The organism is Denitrificimonas caeni DSM 24390 (genome assembly GCF_000421765.1).
In the GTDB taxonomy this organism is placed as follows: Bacteria; Pseudomonadota; Gammaproteobacteria; order Pseudomonadales; family Pseudomonadaceae; genus Denitrificimonas; species Denitrificimonas caeni.
Genome location: NZ_ATXQ01000001.1, coordinates 1 through 16,788 on the forward strand (window position 1 = coordinate 1; position 16,788 = coordinate 16,788).

The following is a 16,788-nucleotide window of genomic DNA, read 5'->3' on the forward strand; positions in this document are numbered from 1 at the left end:
CCTAGCATGATAATGATGACGTCATTAGTGATTGCAAATGCACCAATCACACCATCAAAACTGAATGAAGCATCTAGCACTTCAAGATATAGGAAACCAGCGATACCACCTTTCAAAATGGCACTTCCTGCTGCTGTACCAGTGCCGTTACTTTCAAGTATGCCCGATACGATTTGCACGCCTAAGTAGATTAAGACACCCCAAACGCCTGCAATCAATACCGCAGGAGCCTGTTCATCAGTCACCCATGTTAGGGATAACATTAAGATTGCGAGCGCCACAAATACACTCATAGCGTTTACTCGACCGAGTTTTGCCAAGCGGCTTTCAAGCCAATCAAACCAATGCACTTCTTTTTCATCAAATAAGAAGTTTAAGAACACTAACAATAAGAACATACCACCGAAGGCTGAAATCTCAGCATGATGCTCTAAAAGTTTTGCCGAGTATTCTTTGGGATCATTTAATGCCAAGTTAACCACTTCCATCATGCCGAGGTCTGCGGTAACGGCAACAATAACAATTGGAAAGACTAAACGCATACCAAATACAGCGATTAAGATACCAACGGTTAAGAAGATCATTTTCCAGAACTTGTCCCAGTTCTTGAGCACTGAGGCGTTAACCACCGCGTTATCAAACGATAGCGAGATTTCCATGACGGCCAAAATAGCGGTAATTGATAGCGCAGATATCATCCCGCCCATACCACTGTGTGAATATCCCCACCACGCTGCCACCATTAAGGCGATAGCAGTGAAGATAAAATCTAAATAAAAATGTCTCATGGTTATCCTGTCTGGTTGCTCAAGGCTAATGTCGGTTTACTATAGGCGCACACCATAAAAGGGTGAGTCAGAGCAAAGGTTATGCACGACGACGGATCACCAATCGCTCGTGCAGTCTGCACGATACAATATGCTAATCATCTACAGTAGCCGCTAGGGCACTCAACTGCTGTTTGAGCGCTTAATTTTAAGAGTGATGCGCTATTGCTTGTGCTTCCAACTCCGCTTTTAGTGCCGGCGCAAGCTGCAGTTGACGTGCAAGTTCGTCAAGGTAGGCTCGCTCCATATAGCTTTCCTCATCGACTACAAGAATGCTAGCGAGGTACATCTCAGCTGCAATTTCCGGGGTCTTGGCTGCTAAAGCTAGGTCAGCTGGATCGAGAGGTTTACGCAACTCTTGTTGGAACCATAATTGTAGCTGCGGCTCGTTGGTGAGTTTGGCTATTGCATCATCAATCAGCTGCCGCTCGCGCTCGTCAATATGGCCGTCAGCTTTGGCGGCACAAATAATTGCGCGAAGAATAGCCTGGCTATGCTCTTCCATGATTGCTGGTGACACACGATCCACTGTCTGCGGTTGATGTTGTGTATAAGGTGCACTGGGCTGTGCCTGACCCCGATTTTGATTGTTATTTTGCCAGTTACTATAAGCTTTATAAGCCACAACACCCAGCGCTGCTAAGCCACCATAAGTAATAACATTGCCGCCTACCTTGCGTGCCTTTTTACTGGACATCAGTAAGCTAATAATACCGCCACCCAAAGCACCCCCGCCAAGACTACCAAGCAGACCATTCAGTGCTGCATTGGGCTCGTTTGAAGCGGCCGGATTTGCCTGATGGGGTTGCGCTGTATTTTGCCCTTGCAGTAATTCTTTACCTGAGCTGAGAAGCTGATCGAGCAAGCTGCGAGTATTCATCTATGTCTCCATTGCAAATGATAATTGATCCGAACTTATTGACAGGATAATAGTCAAATGATTCTGAGTCACTGAAATCTTTCAGTGACTCAGCTAGGCTTACCTGACCTTTACATTCGCGCTTGAGCAGTACTTTAAAGCATCAAATAACGTTCGTGAAAAACTTTTAGCACAAGCTTAAATAATACATATTATTTAAGCTTGAATTAAGGCAGCGTCTGTAATCTCGGTATCGTAGACACACAATATCGTTGTGTTGCAACTTCCAGACAAGGAAATAACCATGAAAACTTTAACTACATTATGCGTTTCCGCTGCTTTAATGATGAGCGCAGGTTTAGCTCAAGCTGATGTCAGCCCAGCTAAAACAGTTGAGCTCAGCACTTCAGGCGCGATTTTAGCCTTTGATAAACTTGACCAAACAGCTTTAGCGCAACATCCAAAAGCCACCATAGTGGACACAGAGCTTGATGAGTCGTACGGTCGCTATATTTACCAAGTAGACCTGCGTGATGATAAAGGCCAGAAATGGGAAGTTGAAATGGATGCCGCTACTGGTGAGATTTTGAAAAACCGCCAGGATGATTAACTCTTAAAGAAACCTGTTGACAGAGCTGCGCAACTCCCCATGGTGAGAACTCTTTTAAAGTCCCGCCATGGGTACGCTCGTTAACCATGAACCACTTGAAGCCATGTAGCGCGTGGCACTACGTATACAGCTTGTGAATATCCCTATTCAAATCAATACATTAGACTTACAGTATCGGCCTTCCAAATATAGAATTTTGATTTTCAAACGCTAAAACATATTGATTGTGTCAGCATTCATTAATTCAAATACCCCTCTGCTACAACTAAACGAGATATTTATGTACTTAAAGGCTGAAAAGCAGTCTAGGCGTTCGATGCAAGCTCGTATCTGGATGTGGGTAATGCTGTGCTTGCTCGTGGTTGCTGCGTTCCAGTTACATACGCAGCGTATTGATTATCGCTTGTATTACTGGCTAAAAACTCACATGCACGCTGATGATTGGCAGGATCGTGCAGTATGGTTACCAAACTATCGTGTTGAGATCGACGCTAAGCCTGTCATTGGTATAGACAACAATCTTTCCGGTCTGACCTATGACCGCGATCGAGGCATGCTATGGGCTGTCATTAATGGCCCTAATGAGTTAGTTGCTTTAAACCGAGATGGTGATGTGCAGGCGCGTTATAGCCTTGAGGGATTCGATGACGTAGAGGCAGTGACTTATATTGGTAATGGCCAACTGGTCGTTGCGGAAGAACGTAAACAAAACCTAGTTATTATAGATATCCCAGTGAGTGTTGATGGCACGCTACTTACCAGTGGATCTCTAAATAAGGAAAAATATCCATCACTCAAACTTGCATTCTGGACTGAGGACAATAAAGGTTTAGAAAGCCTTACCTACGACCTTAAAAATGATCGTCTGTATGTGGCTAAAGAGCGTGACCCTATCCAATTGCTTGAGGTGAGTGGTCTGCGTGCAAGCTTAGATGAAGGGCTTCCTGTGAGTGTGCGTAATCTATCAGGCTGGATAAGGGATAACGTATTCGCAACCGATGTATCGTCGGCTACCTACGATGAAAAGAGCGGCCATTTAGTTTTGTTGAGTGATGAGTCGAAACTACTGATCGAAATAACCACTGAAGGTAAAGTAATTAGTTTCAGATCCCTTGCTAGAGGGTTTGCGGGTTTACAAAAAGGTATTCCGCAGGCAGAAGGCGTAAACATTGACGAAGATGGCTATTTGTACGTGATCAGTGAGCCCAACTTGTTCTATCGCTTTACACGCGAGCCCGAGTGAACCGGCTCATGCTCACCGCGCTCACGACACATTCCCCACCTTGGTGAATATAACTGTGGTTCTGTAGTGATAGTACTGTGGCGATTGAGGCCTTTATTTATAGTCGGGACACAAACAAAGCCGAATTTGCTATTGCTGTAAGCTATTGCTAAAGTTGCGGCCTCTTTGGGGAGTAGCCTGCTTCCGATATTCGGAAGAGTTCGTATCAACATACTTGGCCAAATGCCATGGTGCGGACACCGCTCGGTTGGCGAGACCATCGATATACTCATGCCTGAGGTCGGGCGTGTGCGTATATCGTGGACTCAATATGCCCGACCGGATTAATCTAATGAACCCTATAGCCCTTCTTTTACTTGCTTTTGCAATGTCCACAGATGCCTTCGCCGCTGCAATTGGCAAGGGCGCAAGCCTAAAAAAACCCAGTTTCTCAGAAGCCTTAAGAATGGGTTTTATTTTCGGCTCAATCGAAGCAATAACACCTGTGATAGGTTGGTTGATTGGTAAGTCGGCATCATCTTATGTAGAAGCTTGGGCTCACTGGATAGCATTTTTTCTATTAGTGGTCTTGGGTTTGTACATGATTTATGAAGGAATGAAACCCGCCTCAGAAGAAGTAGAAAAACCTTCCAGTCACTCTTTTCTTAAAGTTTCTCTGACTGCAATAGGTACTAGCATTGATGCTATGGCTGTTGGCGTGGGGCTAGCATTTATTAATGTGAACATTTGGATTGCAGCTGCTCTAATTGGATTAGCGACGACATTCATGGTGACGCTGGGAGTGATGCTAGGGCGAACTATTGGTTCCGTACTGGGACACAGAGCGGAAATCTTTGGCGGCCTTACGCTCATAGCGGTAGGCGTATGGATATTGTTGGGGCACTTGTAGCGCTTAAAAAACAAACCTCCCTCTGGCTTAATAGCGGAGGGATGCAAGATGAGTTCACCAGACGCTTACGAGGTATACTCTAATCGCACTACTATTCACTACTCATATTATTCGCTTACTGCTCAACGTTCCCTGTACTGCACAGCAATGGCTACCGCCATCAGAGTTTAGACAATAAAACCCCGCTGAAATCGAATTTGGACTGCCCCCCATTTATTGGACAGGTTAATGATCAGGCGGCCAAGGCCTGAGTTCGATATTGTATCGGGCTCAGGCCTTTTAATTTTAGCCTAATACGTTCGTGATTATAGCAGTGGATATATTCATCAATAGCTTTTTTAGCTGCTCTACAGACGTCCATTTCTGTAAGTAATACAGTTCTGACTTTAGCGTTCCAAAGAAGCTCTCTATCACTGCATTATCTAAGCAGTTTCCTTTGCGAGACATACTTTGTGAGAGCCTTTTACTTCGTAGCATTTCTTGGTGCCGAGGTTTTTTGTTGCGCTTGCCAACCAGAACTCTAGGTTGTCACGATAGTTACTCTGGCCATTACTTGAGGATAACGAATAAGTTAAGCATGGCAGCCGGAAGGCTGCCTTTTGCAAGACCTTTGTCACTGATGGAAAGATTATTTAAAGACAATTATCGCGCAAATCAGCGTCAAATATCGCGCCACGCTACACTGATGCAGTTTCGCTTAACCCTCTAGCAGTGAGAGCAAAAAATGGGCAACAAGCACCCTAAAAAGCAAAAACCCCTGAAAATCACTAGGATAATCAAGGGTTTAGGTGTTTCTTTTTGGTGGAGCCGGGGGAAACCTAACAGAGCTTGTAACATATTGATTTACATTGATATATTTAACATAAATAATATTTTGGAATACCTTTTGGAATACCAAAGTATTATTTATAACTCCACCACCTAGCAGCGTCCCACCTGACTCTGCAGCAACCCAAACCCTCTCCATCTGCTGCACACTATCACACTTGATTTCGCTTGATCGTATATCAAACTTGTGCAAAAAGCCCGCACACAGCACCACACGAAGTCGATTCAAAAAAATCTCACTCATACATCACTTAACTGACAATACATCCCGTAGGAGTTCTCTATGTCAGTCAAGTGTCCTTACTGCTCATCAACAAATATAAGCCATCCGCAAACAGGCACATCCGTTGCCTCATGCATCGGTGCGCTTGGCGGTGCTGCCAGCGCTATCTACACCGCAGTCAACAGCGTATCTAAACAATCACCTTATGTATTCACTGCTGCAACAATAACCAACCTGATACTGGCCGGCCTTGCTGGCGGTTTAAGCGGCTCCGTTTTCGGTTCTAAATTAGGGCAAGAGCTTGATAACAAGCTATTCCCTGAGCTCCAGTGCAGCAACTGTCAGCGCAGATTCTCTTCAGTCATTGCACTGACTTAACAATTTTTTAAAGGAGTTTTCATCATGGCTCATTTAATTGAACAAATGGCTTACGTTGGTGATACGCCCTGGCATGGCTTGGGCAATCAACTGTCACCTAAACAACCTTTAGAAGTCTGGCGTCATGAAGCGGGTATGGACTGGGATATTTTAGAAAGCCCAGTGCACTTTAAATCCAGCATGGCTGGCCACCTAGGCAGCATCCATACCTTCCCTGAACAAAAAGTTCTCTACCGCTCTGATACCAAGCTGCCGTTATCAGTGGTTTCTAAGCGCTATCAGACGGTCCAGCCAAGCGAAGTGATCGAGTTTTACCGCGACCTGACTGAAGTATCTGGATTTGAACTGGAAACCGCTGGCGTGCTTAAAGGTGGACGTAAGTTCTGGGCTCTGGCTCGTACTGGTCAAGACTTCACGCTCAAAGGTAAAGATCTAGTTAACAGTTATATCCTGCTGGCTACCTCCTGTGATGGCACCTTGGCCACTACAGCCACACCTACAACAGTACGTGTCGTGTGCAATAACACTTTAACGGTATCGCTCAACGGTGCACCTATGGCCATCAAGGTGCCGCACAGCACCAAGTTTAATCCTGATGTAGTAAAGCGTGATTTGGGTATTGCCGTCTCGCAATGGGATGACTTTAAGTACCAGATGAACCTGCTGTCTCAACGCAAGGTGCGCTGGAAGGAAGCGATGGGCTACTTCATGGGCGTTATGTGCCAGCTGGATGGTGAAGTGCTTGTACCTGAGAAACTGCCTAACGAGAGAGCCTTACGCGTGGTGCAAGACCTGTATGACGGACGTGGACGCGGTAGTGAGCTTGAGTCTGCAAGCGGTACAGCCTGGGGCTTACTCAGTGCAGTCACCGAGTTTGTTGATCACCACAAGCAAGCACGCAGTAATGACAACCGCCTGGACTCAGCTTGGTTTGGTCAAGGTGCTCAGATCAAACAACGCGCTCTAGATACAGCCTTACAACTCGTTGCTTAAATTTCAACACATAGAGTTACGTTATAGCGTAATGGAGTATTTATCATGCAAACCAATCAAGTCAATACAGAAGTAAAAGCCATCATTAACCGCCCTGCTTTGCGCTTAGTCAGCACTAAGAACCTGGAGCGTGAAGAATGGCTGAACATCCGTAAGCAAGGCATCGGCAGCTCTGATGCTGCAGCTGCTGTTGGATTAAACCCTTACAAGTCACAGCTTGAGTTATGGATGGAGAAAACTGGCCGTGACGCTGAGCTGCCACAGCTTGATCCAGCCGACGATACCAGCCCTGCATTTTGGGGCACGATCTTGGAGCCGATTGTGGCCTCGCATTACACTAATAAAACTGGAAGCCGTGTGCGTCGTATCAACGCGGTATTACAGCACCCTGATCCTGAGCTTTCATGGATGCTGGCTAATATCGACCGTGAAGTGATTGGCGTTGAAGATGTGCAAATTCTGGAGTGCAAAACAGCCGGTATCAATGGCTCTCGTTTATGGAAGGAAGGCGTGCCTGAGTACGTGCAACTGCAGGTCATGCATCAGTTAGCCGTCACTGGCAAACAAGCTGCTGACGTTGCTGTGCTGCTGGGTGGTCAACACTTGGAGATCTACCGTATCGAGCGCGACGAAACCATGATTGCGCAACTGATCGAGCTAGAACGGCAATTCTGGAACTACGTGGAAACCGATACACCACCACCGGCAGATGGCTCTGCTTCTGCGGATACAGCACTGCGCTGTTTGTTCCCGCAAGACCATGGTGAAACCGTTGATTTCTCTGTGGATGAAGAACTCACCCTAGCGTATGAAACGCTCAAACAGGTGCGTGACACTATCAGTGAACAAGAGAAGCATGAGTCAGCCCTCAAGCAAAAGATCCAACAAGCCATGGGCGATGCCTCACGTGCGATGTTTGCTTCAGGCGCTGTGACTTGGAAGAAAGCTAAAGACAGCCTCACTTTTGATACCGCGTCTCTGCTGCGTGACTTGCCCCACCTTAAAGAGCAATACCAAGCGTTACGCAAAGGCAGTCGTCGTTTCTTAATCTCATAGACTCATACAACCAACACAGCATAAAGCCCCCTGACTGCATAGCGCGGTCAGGGGGCTTTATGCTTTAAGGAGAACACCATGCTGAAAGGTTTAGCTATTACCCCACCAGTGCTGGGGCGTATTTCAATTGGGCGCGTTGTAGAAAAGAACGGTAAACGTCTGCCTGAAAAAGATGATCAATTCACTATCACCTCACAGGTACAAACCCGTGACGGCTGGTTATTACACCCGCTGAATGATGACCTACGCCAAGAGCAAGAAGGCAAGCTGCGTAGCATTCCGATTCGCTTACTGTTTAACGAGCCTGAACTAAACTTTCGTGCTGACTACAGTTTGTTTGATCGTAATACTGGCCGCCCGTTATGCGTAGGTAATGGCGAGACCTGTAAGCGTCAAACGGAAAGCGGTATTCAGTCGTTACCTTGTCCATCACCCGATAGCTGTCCACTGGCACAAGGCAATGCCTGTAAGCCATACGCTCGCTTGAACGTCCTGATTGGTGACGACGACAGCATGGGCAGCTTCGTGTTTCGCACCACAGGTTTTAACAGCATCCGCACCCTCACTGCTCGCTTGAATTACTTTAAGGCCATCTCAAACAATCTCTTGTCTTGTCTGCCACTGGAGCTGCGCTTGCGTGGTAAGTCCGCACGCCAAAGCCGTGGTACGCCCATCTTTTACGCTGACATTACGTTACGTGAAGGGCTGAGCATGAAAGACACTTTAATGGCAGCTAAGCAGCTGCATGAGCAACGTCAGCAAACGGGATTCAATCAAGATGCGCTGGATCACATTGCCAGCGCTGGCTTAGGTAATGGAGCCTTTGAAGAGGATGAAGATGACATCAGCGCAATCGTTGAAGAGTTTTACCCTACTGAAAGTAGAGCCAATCACGACTTAAAAAGTCAGGTTCTTGCCGAACGATCATTAGCAGAAAAGCTTCACCAAAAAGCGAGTGCGAACGCCAGCAACGCTTAATCACACACCCACTATTTCAAGCCACCCATCGAGGTGGCTTTTTTATGTCTACAAGGAAAACCATCATGCGCTATCACATGCTTAAAGCCGGTACTGAACCTGGCACCTACGTTATGGAATCACCAATCGTAACGGAGCACGACATCTTAACGATGGCCAAACAACTCTCACAAAAACGCCTCAGCAAAGGTCGTGCACTCGAAAGCCCACAAGCAGTTAAGGATCACTTGCGCACGCTGTTGCATGATTATGAGCATGAGGTCTTTGCCGTGCTGCTACTTGATACCAAACATAAGATCATTGGCTTCCACGAGCTGTTCAGAGGCACGATCGACTCAGCCTCTGTCTACCCGCGTGAAGTGGTAAAGACTGCGCTTGAGCATAACGCTGCAGCCATGATCATCACGCACAATCATCCTTCAGGCAATCCAGAACCGAGTCAGGCCGACATCCATCTCACCACCCGTTTAAAGGAGGCGCTGGCACTGGTAGAAGTGCGGGTACTGGACCACATCATCGTCGGGACTGATGGGTGCTATTCGCTGGTTGAGAATGGGAATATGTGAGTGCTCAAGCCAGGCAGCGCAAGCTGCTTGGCTTCAGCTATTGATGCTTTATTTTTTGAATGGCTTGATAAATCAGAGCTGTTTTACAATGGCCTTAATGACATCTAGCGCGAAAGGCGAGGCTGTTTTTTACTTGATTCTCAAGCCATGTTATTTGTTCTTTAGCCCCTGCTCTATTTTCTCGATACAAGGCAGGCTGGTATGCAACTCTAAATCATGCACCAAGGTAATTATCCAATGGACATGCTTGAATCAGCTTAAACGCAATAAGTGGAAGTGAAACTTCAGAAAAGCCACATTAAAACATGCTATACACAGATAACTTACACTAGCGTAAAGCTACTGAAACAACAAAAAGGAACTCGAAAATGAGTTATAAAACAGCTTTTTCACAAGATTTTGATCTTGGCTTTAAGATAAAAAACTTCCCTGTAGAACTAATAGATAAAAGCTATCGGAATGATATTTGCCCATCATTTTATTTTAAAATCCAAGACCAGTATTTTGTCTTATGGGTCAACTACAAAGAAAATAACTTAAGAGAAGACCCTAATACTAAGCGTTACATTATTACCCATGGAGTAAACCTAGGTGACAACGAACACTTAGAGATTTACGACGACAGCAACAAATCAGATATTCTAATGACCGATAGCATTAGTGAAGTTGAAAGCACAATACGAAAAATGCTGGTAAGCGATAAAGAATAATATCCCTATCATTACGCTTAGCACTATTAAATCGGAGACACTATTTTCGTGTCTATGAGTGAGCGCAAGTGCTCATCAAGCAACTTTGTAACCCTCCCACCAGAAATCAGAACTCCAGCCTCCATGTTTTTTTCCATAGCGTGCCCAGTCAAGTTAGCACTGGTGATGAAGCATATATTGCCATCGGCAACGGCAACTTTGGCGTGAACACTTCCGCCGGAAAACGGAGCAGTTTTATCCTGCCAAGCATAGAGATTAGCAGCCGGAACCAGCGTTCTCATTTTGCCTATCGCATCGAAAGTGATGCTGCCACCATGACTTTTAGACAACTCGAGCAGCATAGAGATGACCACACCGCGATCACTTGCCGCGTTCAAAGCCTTAACGATAGTGGACACGTCGTAGGCCACGAAGCTGGTAATGAACAGCGACTGTTCTGCGGAGTTGATTACCTGCAAAAGCGCTTGCTCTGTTCGACGAGCCGACACGAAAGGTGTCGTCGGACCAGTCCACACAAGTTCAGTGGATTGTTCGAAAGCGGCTTTGGTGTAAACGTGGCTAGCAGCGATAAGCATTGATGCAAGTTCGTCTGAACCGACTTTGGTGTTTTGCCACGCGACCGCAAGTTGCTCTACCACGGTGCTGGCCACAGGGGTTCCCACCACGCTCGACAACCCTGTCGCCACCCTGCTGGCATCAATTCGACGAACCCGGGCCGCAACGGCCTGTACTTTCTCAGGCGAAATCAGAGAGACCAAGGCTGCAATAGCATCCAAAAGCTCATCCATGTCAGAAACCCTTGAAGAAAGCAGCATTGGAGCATTCGAGTGTTGGCACCAAGAGCGAGCGATCAAGATAACGGTTGCCTCGCTCACAAGATGTCTCAGCTACTAAACTACAGGCATGACAAGCAGCAACATGAAGTGAGCGATCTTTCTCTGGATCATGTTCCGAGCAGAGTGGATCCGATGAGCAAATCTTCGAACGATTCAGCGCTTGCTCCAACAGGCGGCCAAGATTTTCAGGCTTGCCAAGATCGACGAGACCGCCCAGCGTGCCGTCCGAATCGGCTGCTGCCGTATAGATGAGGATGCCTGCCTGCGGGCTAGCGCCCGACGTGTCGGCATAGATACGTTCACGAATACTCGCGGCGTTGTATCCACACTCCAGAGCCAGCTCACGAATCAGCAAGTGAGACAGCGTGTGCAGCATCGCATAACGAATGCCGGGGTAGCCCTCGTTCGGGTCGAGATGGCGCGAATTGCGCCACCCCTTGTGACCACCACGGAGCATCTGATCGACCTTTTTTACACCATCCAGAGCCTCCCACTTGACGAGCGCGGCTTCGTCGAACTGGATGAAGATTCCTTCACCATGAACCTGGTTGGCTGGCACCCAATCCGGCTTGCTGCGTGACAGGCTTGCCATCTGTGGACGTTCGTTAGGATCATCGGACTCTTCGGGTGCTTCAACCCGCGTGAACCCCAGCAGCGCATTCACTTCCCGCAAGCGCTCTAGGAGCAAGACTCGGCGGATCTGGCCCCCGAGACCCGGTGGCGTACCGACCTTCTTGCTCATGAAGTGCGGGTAGTCCGTGGGCGGGTTGGCCTCTGTCAGCACACTCCACTCGGGCTCTTTAATGTCGGCCTCACCCACGACATCATGCCCACCGCCGGAGCGATGTATCTCAATGGCTGACCAGATCAAGGCTGCTGCGTACTTGTCTATACCTGGCAGCGCACCGGTTTTTTTCAAGGTCTTCACTGTCACCGACACTTCGGCTTCGGAATCCAAATCCTCGAAAAACTCCCAGCCATCCTGGATCAGCTGACTCAGAGGGTCCTTCGTCTGCGGAATTGCGAGAGCCGAGAGAGTGATTGGGAACCAGCTATTGGTAGCTCCCAATAGAACGGCGCGGGCTTCCTCATCGCATTCGTTGTCGAAGTGATCTAGGTGCGGATGTCTTCCTCGACAGCCTGGCAGATTCTCTTTTCCGGCTTTACCAAAGGCGTGCGCCATGCTTCTTGATGCAGTACACGCATCACACTTCACCCACAGGTTTTCGGTTTGCAGCGACGCACCGCTCTCGAAAAAGCGCAACGTACCCTTGCACGAACTGTTACCACCATGGACGAAGTAGTGCCACGGAAAATCATCAAGATGGCCATCACGGCAAGCCAACAGGAAACGTGCGGGTACAGCATCCGCATCCTTGGCGGGTTGATCTCCCTTGGATCCACGACAGCCTTTATGTACGAAGCGAGTTCGCTCAGGTCTAAAGCGATTCTCCTTTATCTCGAATAACCCGGCGTCAAAGGGCGATAGTAATCCGCACTTCACGCAACGCATCCAGCGCGGGAAAGGCCTCACAGGCACACCAATGTTAGCCTCAGCCGACCAAGGGTCGACAAGTTCGCTTTTCTGAAAAGGTGGCATCCGCAAGTTCTCAACCTGTGCCCCCAAAACTTTACGAACTGCAGCTAGTAGACGCGCCTCTTGAATTGGCTGGCAGCGATCCTTTTCCCACCGATCAATACCAAGCGTCACCACGGAAAGGCTCGGCAAGTCGATTAAGGCACCTGGGCCGTAAGTCCACAATAACTGGCTTGGGCGTACTTCGCCGACTGGCGTTTTATTATTGATAATCATATTCAATCCTCATCCTTCGTTGCGGGACGAGGCTTCCAATCGTGATCGTCCGTGATATGGCTCGTGTTCATAATCAGGCGCACGCCGGGCTCTACTTCCCGCATCGACATCGGCACTGTCCAGTTGTCCCATGCTTGAATTCCTGGCGACTTTATCAACGCAACGGTCTTGTCTTTCTCTGGGCCACGTTTCTCATAGGCTAAGATCCGCCCACCTTTGCTGACTTCTTTCGCCCATTCGTCGGCGCGTTCTTTCAGTTCTGTCTCAGCTAACTGCTTACGTGAGTTATCTTCGGCAACGTTCCCCGCGCGATTCGCCAATACCTTGATGGCATCCGTCATCTCGGTCTGGTTGGACATACTTAGTTGGCCCGCGCCTTCGTTGGGGCTGAAGATATCGTTCTCAAGGCGCATTAAACTCAGCATCGCGCCTGTCAAACCTCGGTCCATCGCGCGTGGTGAGAACGGCGTTACCGATTGCGCCTCGACGTGTTTGTAGAACGTGGCGTGATAGTGTTCGAAGGTTTCGTAATGAGACAGGTCGCGCGGTCTTGCCCATGTGAGCACCGTGCAGACCAAGCCTGGGAAAGAACGTCCAACGCGGCTGGTGGCCTGAATGTATTCGGCAGTACCTTTGGGTTGACCATTCACGGCCATTAGTCCGAGTCGATTCACGTCGACACCCACAGACAGCATGTTGGTTGCCAGCACTACATCAATGGCGCGAGTGTCCCCGTCTTGCCACTTGGTTACGTATTTTCCGGCGCCAGTGTCAAACTCAGATTTAAACTTCACCTCTAAGTTATCGAGATACTTCGGGATATCCTGGCTAGAGACCCGCGAGGTCAGTTCACGAATATTGCTGACACTGCGTTGAGCCAGCGCCGGCCGCTCCACCATGCTCATTTGAACGCGATAGGAACGCGTCTGCACATCGTCTTCTGCCAACCGCTTCATGCCGCCCAACTCACGCAGGGAGTTGAAATAGCCGACCATAGTCATATACGGATCGGCAGGCTCACCAAAGTGATCAAACAGCTCCTGTGCCGCCGTCAGAAATGCCGTGTAGACGCGGATTAGCATCGCCGGGCGCGAACTACCGGGTGAACACACGCCGAGGTAGCGCCGCCCCGGCTTGTCTTCGATTGGACGCTGTACCGAGAAAAAGTTATCTTCTACATCCAGACCGTGAGGTGGAAACACCGAAACACGACGCATGAAGACGTTGTTCACCTGCTCTTTGGCTTTGCGCACCGTCGCCGTGGAGGCGATGATCTTCGGCTTGACCGTTTTACCATCAAGCGACCAACCACACAGCTCGTCCACAGCGGTCTCATACAAACCCACCATGGTGCCCAGCGGACCACTAATCAGGTGAAACTCATCCTGAATAATTAAGTCGGGTGGACGTATCGGATGAATGGCCCTTACCTTTGAGGAAGGAAGCCCCTTGCCAGCTTGGTGATTGCCATTGCAGTCGGCACCTTGCCAGAGCAGGCCGTGGCGCTCGCATTCCTGACCTGCACGGCCAAACAGCGTACGCACCTGTCCACGCCACGCCATCATGGCGAACTTGTCTACCGTGGCAATCATCATGGTGGGGGGGCGGTGATACATTTCTTCGTCCACCACCAGTACAGGAATTCCAGGATGCGACTGCTTGCTGGATTTACCTTTAGAAAAGTCACATCGACCTTTTTTATCGCCACAATAGACAAACGTTCGTCCACGACCTTTGTCGATCTCAACGTCTCGCCCCGGGGCTACTTCTGAGCCGCACCATGGACAACTGGTGAGCTGCGCAGGTGATGCCGCGCCAGCATTGTATTTGCCGGGGTTGCGCACATCTTCAATCGCTCGATGGCTATCCTCGGTTGTACCCGGTGTAACCTTGTTGCCAACCCACAGGCCGATGGTAAAGGGTTCCGTGCCGAGGGATTTGTCGCCCCTGTCCAGCGCCTCTCGGCGCAATACTTCCATGGCGCAAATCAACGCTGTGGCGCGCTGGAACTGCTGTAGCGTCAACAGACGCAGCGTATATCGCATGATCACAGCCAAGCCGCGTGAGCTGTCGTAGCCACCCAAGTTGCCCTGCATGCGTCGAATGGCCATGGTGAAGGCTGCAACACCCAAATAGGCTTCCGTTTTACCACCACCTGTTGGGAACCACAGTAAGTCCGCATAGGCTTCAACGGGCTGAACTCGATCTGGGTGACTCGGGTCGGCCAGCGATGGGATTGAAAGCAGCAGAAACGCCAACTGGAATGGACGCCAACTACGATTTTTTAGCACATCGAACTTATCAATGGTGACATCTTCACCCCGACGCATGGCCAGCGCATATTGGCTGCGCACGCGTTGCGTCGCCATGGCTTGGTTGGCGAACCGGAATGCCGCCAGCGCTTTTTCGTTTTCCTTTAACGCATCAATACCTTGCTGCAGGCGCGTATGAATCCCCTGGCAGCGATCCATCGCTTGTTGCGATTGGGTATCATAACCGGTGATTTCGGAACCTACCCGAGCGCGCTGTTCATCTATCCACGCAGCATAATCCTTGGTGAGCATACTCAAGGCGTCAACCAACGGATCGATATCCAATGTCGCTAGGCGCTGCATATCGAGCAAACCACTGCTGACCATTTCGCGCATCGCCGGCCGATCGCTCGGGTCAAGCCCAGGGGTCTCCGTTACCTGCACTTCGTACTGCGGCATTACCGTGGTGCGTACCTCTGTGGCCAGCGTGACGTCGTCTGCGGTTTCGGCATGGACGGCAACACCATGACCCACCGCGAATTCCACGCGGTTGCGGTAAATCATCTCGAGAGCTTCGCGTTCGGGGTCCATACCGTCGGCATCCAGCACTGGCCTGCGCCGGAAGATAGCGCGCTTGGTGGCATCCTCCTCAGAGCGCACGATCAGCTCCGGCTGGAACACCCACGCCATATCGCGGTTGGTGTCTGGTTCCTCTTGCGCATTCACCAAGAACAAAGTGACAAGCCGATCACCATTGGTATTCTTAGCTCGCACGGAGCCTTGAACGCGCACCTCAGAAAATTCTTTGTCAGGGGCCTGATGCGGTATTACGCCCTCGATCAGCGGCAGTAAAATCTTGCCGCCACAGGGAATGCGTTGCCACACTTTCGCTTTCTGGCCATTGGATTTAAGTAATTCATGATCACTGTTGGGAACGCGCTCGTAGCGACCCCAGCGCGCTTCAATCTCAATTTTATCGGCATCACCATCCACACAAAACGTCATGCCAAGGCTGCTGGGAACCAGCGACTGGTTACTGGCAGCATCAATTTCATCACCAGAATCTGACTCTGGTTCTACACGCCCGGTGGCGGTTCCAAACTCTGCGCCAGGCTCATGCCGCCCAGGGGCCTTGGTCTCGGTGGGTTCTTCCGCATCTTCATTGGCTAATGGTCCATCCAGCCCCTCAATACCGCCTTGAGCAGCTTCACGCGGAGCCAGTTTGCCAACCAGATAGCGGTCGCGTACACCCATATCAACGATACGTTCATTGGGGCCGCCAGCTGGCCCCAGCAAATCATCCATCACGGCCAACTGCAGTAGCTCGCGGATATAGGCCTGATCCTCAATGGCTGGCACTTCCGCGATAGTCTTGTGCAATGCCTTAGGGAGCGTCTCCAGAAAATCAGTCCATTGAACACGTCCAACACTGCTGGTGGATGGCGGAGTGAGCGATGTTAGACCAATCGAAACGGCTGGTTCGACCAACAACATGCGGTCGAAGTAGAACGTGGTAGCTTCCAGATCAGACCTAACCCTCAGTACCCGCCCAACCCGCGTAATATTCCCAGCAGTGTTCAGCACCAACACCCAGTCGTCCTCGACGATGGCTTGATAAAGTGAACGCTCGCCTTTCAATCGTAGTGTATAAGGCACCAGTGTGTGATCGGCAGCGGGATCCTGATCAACAATGATCCATGCATTGGTTGTTGTCATACGCTGATTTC

The 16,788-nt window shown here is 49.4% G+C and carries 14 protein-coding genes, 1 pseudogene and 1 riboswitch; of the genes and pseudogenes, 9 read left to right on the forward strand and 6 right to left on the reverse strand.

Annotated features, from left to right (window positions below):
- Both H591_RS0100005 and H591_RS0100010 read right to left on the reverse strand, forming a co-directional pair.
- The coding region (locus tag H591_RS0100005) for a DUF475 domain-containing protein (RefSeq protein ID WP_022652406.1) at positions 1-788 on the reverse strand (788 nt) is incomplete at its 3' end.
- A gap of 187 nt (positions 789-975) precedes the next feature.
- Positions 976-1,707, reverse strand: coding sequence for a tellurite resistance TerB family protein (locus H591_RS0100010; RefSeq protein WP_022964885.1), 732 nt, complete (start codon positions 1,705-1,707; stop codon positions 976-978).
- 283 nt (positions 1,708-1,990) lie between these two features.
- Here H591_RS0100010 and H591_RS0100015 point away from each other — a divergent pair, with 283 nt between their 5' ends.
- The 3 genes from H591_RS0100015 to mntP all read left to right on the forward strand — a co-directional run bounded on the left by H591_RS0100015 (position 1,991) and on the right by mntP (position 4,428).
- Positions 1,991-2,296, forward strand: a complete 306-nt coding sequence (locus H591_RS0100015) for a PepSY domain-containing protein (protein ID WP_022964886.1) — start codon at positions 1,991-1,993, stop codon at positions 2,294-2,296.
- A gap of 280 nt (positions 2,297-2,576) precedes the next feature.
- Positions 2,577-3,539, forward strand: coding sequence for an SdiA-regulated domain-containing protein (locus H591_RS0100020; protein WP_028244055.1), 963 nt, complete (start codon positions 2,577-2,579; stop codon positions 3,537-3,539).
- Between the two features lie 160 nt (positions 3,540-3,699).
- A riboswitch (yybP-ykoY riboswitch) is annotated at positions 3,700-3,863 on the forward strand.
- A gap of 7 nt (positions 3,864-3,870) precedes the next feature.
- The gene (gene mntP, locus H591_RS0100025) at positions 3,871-4,428 is read left to right on the forward strand and encodes a manganese efflux pump MntP (protein ID WP_028244056.1); all 558 of its coding nucleotides are present in this window, start codon (positions 3,871-3,873) and stop codon (positions 4,426-4,428) included.
- 232 nt (positions 4,429-4,660) lie between these two features.
- Here the strand turns inward: mntP and H591_RS15930 are convergent.
- Positions 4,661-4,887: pseudogene (locus H591_RS15930) on the reverse strand (transposase); the annotation flags it as partial.
- A gap of 652 nt (positions 4,888-5,539) precedes the next feature.
- On the opposite strand from H591_RS15930, the gene H591_RS14485 reads away from it, so the two are divergent.
- From H591_RS14485 to H591_RS0100065, 6 genes are all read left to right on the forward strand, one after another.
- Positions 5,540-5,857, forward strand: a complete 318-nt coding sequence (locus H591_RS14485; RefSeq protein WP_022964890.1) for a hypothetical protein — start codon at positions 5,540-5,542, stop codon at positions 5,855-5,857.
- A gap of 24 nt (positions 5,858-5,881) precedes the next feature.
- The gene (locus tag H591_RS0100040) at positions 5,882-6,850 is read left to right on the forward strand and encodes a DUF932 domain-containing protein (protein ID WP_022964891.1); all 969 of its coding nucleotides are present in this window, start codon (positions 5,882-5,884) and stop codon (positions 6,848-6,850) included.
- Positions 6,851-6,895: 45 nt separating this feature from the next.
- Positions 6,896-7,906 (forward strand): YqaJ viral recombinase family nuclease, encoded by a 1,011-nt coding sequence (locus H591_RS0100045; RefSeq protein WP_022964892.1) that lies wholly within the window; start codon positions 6,896-6,898, stop codon positions 7,904-7,906.
- A 78-nt stretch (positions 7,907-7,984) separates the two neighbouring features.
- Complete coding sequence (locus H591_RS0100050) at positions 7,985-8,884, forward strand: recombination directionality factor (RefSeq protein WP_022964893.1); 900 nt, start codon at positions 7,985-7,987, stop codon at positions 8,882-8,884.
- A 65-nt stretch (positions 8,885-8,949) separates the two neighbouring features.
- Complete coding sequence (radC, locus tag H591_RS0100055; protein ID WP_022964894.1) at positions 8,950-9,450, forward strand: RadC family protein; 501 nt, start codon at positions 8,950-8,952, stop codon at positions 9,448-9,450.
- A gap of 368 nt (positions 9,451-9,818) precedes the next feature.
- Positions 9,819-10,160 (forward strand): hypothetical protein, encoded by a 342-nt coding sequence (locus H591_RS0100065; RefSeq protein WP_022964896.1) that lies wholly within the window; start codon positions 9,819-9,821, stop codon positions 10,158-10,160.
- Between the two features lie 26 nt (positions 10,161-10,186).
- On the opposite strand, the gene drmC is transcribed toward H591_RS0100065, so the two are convergent.
- The 3 genes from drmC to drmA are packed head-to-tail and all read right to left on the reverse strand — an operon-like array spanning position 10,187 to position 16,777.
- Complete coding sequence (gene drmC, locus H591_RS0100070) at positions 10,187-10,948, reverse strand: DISARM system phospholipase D-like protein DrmC (protein WP_022964897.1); 762 nt, start codon at positions 10,946-10,948, stop codon at positions 10,187-10,189.
- Position 10,949: 1 nt separating this feature from the next.
- A complete protein-coding gene (gene drmB / locus H591_RS0100075) occupies positions 10,950-12,809 on the reverse strand; it encodes a DUF1998 domain-containing protein (RefSeq protein ID WP_022964898.1) in 1,860 nt (619 codons plus the stop codon).
- A 2-nt stretch (positions 12,810-12,811) separates the two neighbouring features.
- Positions 12,812-16,777 (reverse strand): DISARM system helicase DrmA, encoded by a 3,966-nt coding sequence (gene drmA / locus H591_RS0100080; RefSeq protein ID WP_022964899.1) that lies wholly within the window; start codon positions 16,775-16,777, stop codon positions 12,812-12,814.
- Positions 16,778-16,788 lie beyond the last annotated feature (11 nt).